5 protein-coding genes are annotated in these 3,597 nt (G+C 71.3%); 3 read left to right on the forward strand and 2 right to left on the reverse strand.

Annotated features, from left to right (window positions below; all coding sequences use genetic code 11):
• On the reverse strand, positions 1–362 hold a 362-nt coding region (locus D180_RS01420; RefSeq protein ID WP_017911367.1), incomplete at its 3' end, for a hypothetical protein.
• A gap of 172 nt (positions 363–534) precedes the next feature.
• Here D180_RS01420 and D180_RS01425 point away from each other — a divergent pair.
• Both D180_RS01425 and hemB read left to right on the forward strand, forming a co-directional pair.
• Entirely contained in the window at positions 535–783 is a 249-nt protein-coding gene (locus D180_RS01425) for a hypothetical protein (RefSeq protein ID WP_010340624.1), read from the forward strand.
• Positions 784–990: 207 nt separating this feature from the next.
• Positions 991–1,983 (forward strand): porphobilinogen synthase, encoded by a 993-nt coding sequence (gene hemB, locus D180_RS01430; protein ID WP_026144287.1) that lies wholly within the window; start codon positions 991–993, stop codon positions 1,981–1,983.
• A gap of 273 nt (positions 1,984–2,256) precedes the next feature.
• On the opposite strand, the gene D180_RS01435 is transcribed toward hemB, so the two are convergent.
• Positions 2,257–3,246 (reverse strand): NAD-dependent epimerase/dehydratase family protein, encoded by a 990-nt coding sequence (locus D180_RS01435; protein WP_193314239.1) that lies wholly within the window; start codon positions 3,244–3,246, stop codon positions 2,257–2,259.
• A gap of 91 nt (positions 3,247–3,337) precedes the next feature.
• On the opposite strand from D180_RS01435, the gene D180_RS01440 reads away from it, so the two are divergent.
• The coding region (locus D180_RS01440) for a LysR family transcriptional regulator (RefSeq protein ID WP_017911369.1) at positions 3,338–3,597 on the forward strand (260 nt) is incomplete at its 3' end.

Here is a 3,597-nt window from a genome sequence, read left to right on the forward strand (position 1 = left end):
GGGATGCCGATGCCCAGGCCGCCGCCGACGTGGCCGCCGTAGCTGCCCGCGCCGACCGACAGGCCGCCGCCGGAGCGCTGCGAGCCCACGCCCATCAGCACCACGCCGTTGGCGCCGAGCTTGGCCGCGTCGCGCTTGAGCCGGTCCACGGCCGCGTCGGTCTGGCCCTGGGTGCCGAAGCCGGCCGCGCTGGAGGCTTCGAGCTGGGCGATATCCACCGCCCCCGGCGGCGGCGCGGAGTAGATCTGCACCAGTGCCGGGTCGATCGGCGGGCGCGCCGCGCCGACCATCACTTTCGAGGAACTGGCGCAGCCGGCCAGGGCCAGCAGCAGCGCCAGCGGCAACAGCGGTCGGATGTTCATGGCCTTACCCCCGTATTCGGATCTCACGCGATCATAGGCGGGCCGGGTGAATCGTGCCGAACCCGCCGCTGTCGCACCCTCGCAGGGCCGCCGTGATCCCCGTGCCAAGAGTTGGGTTGCCTGGCGTTCGCCGCGCGCTATGGTGCAGGCTCACATTCGCACGGAGGCCGGCATGGGCCTGATCAGTCTGCTGTGGGGCATCGTGGCGTTGCTGTGGATGATCCTGGCCTTCATCCCGCTGCTCGGCTGGGGCAACTGGTTCCTGATCCCGTTCGCCGCGGTCGGCGCGCTGATCGCCGCGATCGGGCTGCTGTTCACCGCGGCGCCCAACCGCGGCCGCGCCAAGACCGGCCTGATGCTCAATGCGCTGGTGATCGTGGTCGGGGTGATCCGGTTGAGCCTGGGCGGCGGGGTGATCTGACCTGCGTGCCGGGCGACCGGCATGCTGTGTTGCAGCATGTCGCGCTGCGCACCGCGTCGGCGCGAGTAACATGCCCAGCCGACGGCGGTCCGCGCGCGGGCCGCCTCGCGTTCACGCCGGTGCCGGCGGCGCGGCCTGCGGTGCCTGGCGGCATCGGCCGCGCGACTGGCGCGGCCTCCCAACATCCGCCCACCCAGGAGCCTGCACGTGGCCCATCCCCACTATCGCCCCCGGCGCATGCGCCGCGATGCCTTTTCGCGCCGCCTGATGCGCGAACACACCCTCACCGTCGACGACCTGATCTGGCCGGTGTTCGTGCACGACGTGCCCGGGCGCACCCCGATCGCGTCCATGCCGGGCGTGGAGCGGCTGTCGATCGAAGAACTGCTGAAAGAGGCAGAGGCCGCGCTGGAACTGGGCATCCCGGTGATCGACCTGTTCCCGGTGATCGACCCGGCCGGCAAGTCGCTGGACGCTGCCGAGGCCTGGAACCCGGACGGCCTGGCGCAACGCGCGGTGCGCGCGCTGAAGACGCGCTTCCCGGAGTTGGGGGTGATGACCGACGTGGCGCTGGATCCGTACACCAGCCACGGCCAGGACGGCATCATCGACGACCGCGGCTACGTGCTCAACGACATCACCGTCGAGGCGCTGGTGCGGCAGTCGCTGTCGCATGCGCAGGCCGGCGTGGACATCGTCTCGCCGTCGGACATGATGGACGGCCGCATCGGCGCGATCCGCCGCGCGCTGGATGCCGACGAGCACCTGCACGTGCGCATCATGGCCTACTCGGCCAAGTACGCCTCGGCCTTCTACGGGCCGTTCCGCGAGGCGGTGGGCAGCGCCGGCAACCTCGGCAAGGCCGACAAGACCACCTATCAGATGGATCCGGCCAACGGCGACGAGGCCCTGCGCGAGATCGCGCTGGACCTGGAAGAAGGTGCGGACATGGTGATGGTCAAGCCCGGCATGCCCTACCTGGACGTGGTGCGGCGGGTGAAGGACGAATTCCGCGTGCCGACCTTCGCCTACCAGGTCAGCGGCGAGTACGCGATGCTCAAGGCAGCGATCGGCAACGGCTGGCTGGACGAGCGCGCCTGCGTGCTGGAGTCGCTGATGGCGTTCAAGCGCGCCGGCGCCGACGGCGTGCTGACCTACTTCGCGCCGCAGGTGGCGCGCTGGCTGCGCGAGGCGCGCTGACCCGGCGCCTGGCTGTCAGAGACACCGCCGTCGCGACGCTTTTCTCCGGAAGGCCCTGTCGCGACTGAAGTGCACCTCCAGCAGCGGCGAAGGCCTTGGGGAGGAGCGGTTCAAGCCGCTCCTGCCATCGAGACAGGACATCATGCCGAGCCGCGGCAATGATGCGTCATTCGAGGTGCCCTGAAGTCGCTCCTGTACAGGCGGCGATCTTGCGCTCCATTTGCGTGGATCTTCGTAGGCGCGGCGTCAGCCGCGCCTACGTACACATCGGCGTCATGTCGATGGTGTCGCCGCCGGCAGACAGCCCAGCCCCTGCAGCGTCGCCTCCACCGCCACGTCCAGCGGCGTATGCGGTTCTTCGCCGAGCAGTTCCAGCAGCCGCGCATTGCGCATGCGCAGCGGGTGCCGCCACAGCGGGCGCATCTCGTGCAGTTCGCGCGCCAGCGGCCAGAACGGCTGGGCCAGGGTCAGCAGCGGCCACGGAAAGCGGCGCGTGCGCGGCGGCGCCAGGCCATGGCGCTGCGCCACCCGCGCGATCGCCGCGGCCATCTGCGTGCCGTCGGCGTCCCAGTGCCCGTCCATGTGCAGGCGGGCGAACGCCGGCAGGCGCGTGCGCTGTTGCAGCAGCGCCAGCATGGTCCGCGCCACGTCCGGCACGTAGGCCCATTGGTGGCCGACACCTGGATCGCCCGGCAGGGTCACCGTCGTGACCGGCCGTCCCGGTCGCACCAGCCCCTGCGCGAACCAGCTGTTGCCCACGCGCGGGCCGAAGAAGTCGCCGGCGCGCACCACGATGGCGCGTGCGCCTCGTGCGGTCGCGGCCTGCAGGCGCCGCTCTAGCTCCACCCGGATCGCGCCCTTGCGGGTGACCGGGGCCTGTGGCGCGTCTTCGTCCGGCGCCGGGTAGGCGTCCGGGCCGTAGTTGTAGACCGTGCCCGGCAGCACCACGGTGGCGCGCTCGGCGATGGCCGCGGCCACGGTGTTGTCGATCATCGGCAGCACCAGCTCCGACCAGCGCCGGTAACCGGGCGGGTTCACCGCATGCACGATCACCGCACAGCCCTTGGCCGCCTGCCGCACGTCGGCCTGTCGCAGCGCATCGCCGTGGTGCCAGTGGATGCCGTCGCGCTCCACGCTGGGGTGGGCGAGGCCGCGCTGCAGGGCGCGTACCTGCCAGCCGGCGTCGCGCATCTGCCGCGCCAGTTCGCCGCCGATGCCGCCGCTGGCGCCCAGCACCAGGGCCGTGGAAGAAGAAGAGGACATGGCAGCGCTCCGTCGGGGTCGGCGCTCAGTCTCGGTGCGGGTGCCGCAGAAGAAAATTGGCGAAGAGCGCCAACCAGCTATACATTTCTGTATGGACAATACGATCGGCTGGGAACTCTACCGCTCCTTCCTGGCGGTGCTGGAGGAGGGCTCGTTGTCGGCGGCGGCACGCGCGCTAGGGCTGACCCAGCCCACGGTCGGCCGGCACGTGGCGGCGCTGGAACAGGCGCTGGCGGTGCCGCTGTTCGTGCGCTCGCAGACCGGCCTGCTGCCCACCGATGCCGCCCTGGCCTTGCGCGGGCATGCGCAGGCGATGGGCAGCCTGGCCGCGTCGCTGCAGCGCGCGGCGGG

The sequence above is a fragment of the Xanthomonas sp. SHU 166 genome (genome assembly GCF_000364685.1).
GTDB classification, from domain to species: Bacteria; Pseudomonadota; Gammaproteobacteria; order Xanthomonadales; family Xanthomonadaceae; genus Xanthomonas_A; species Xanthomonas_A sontii.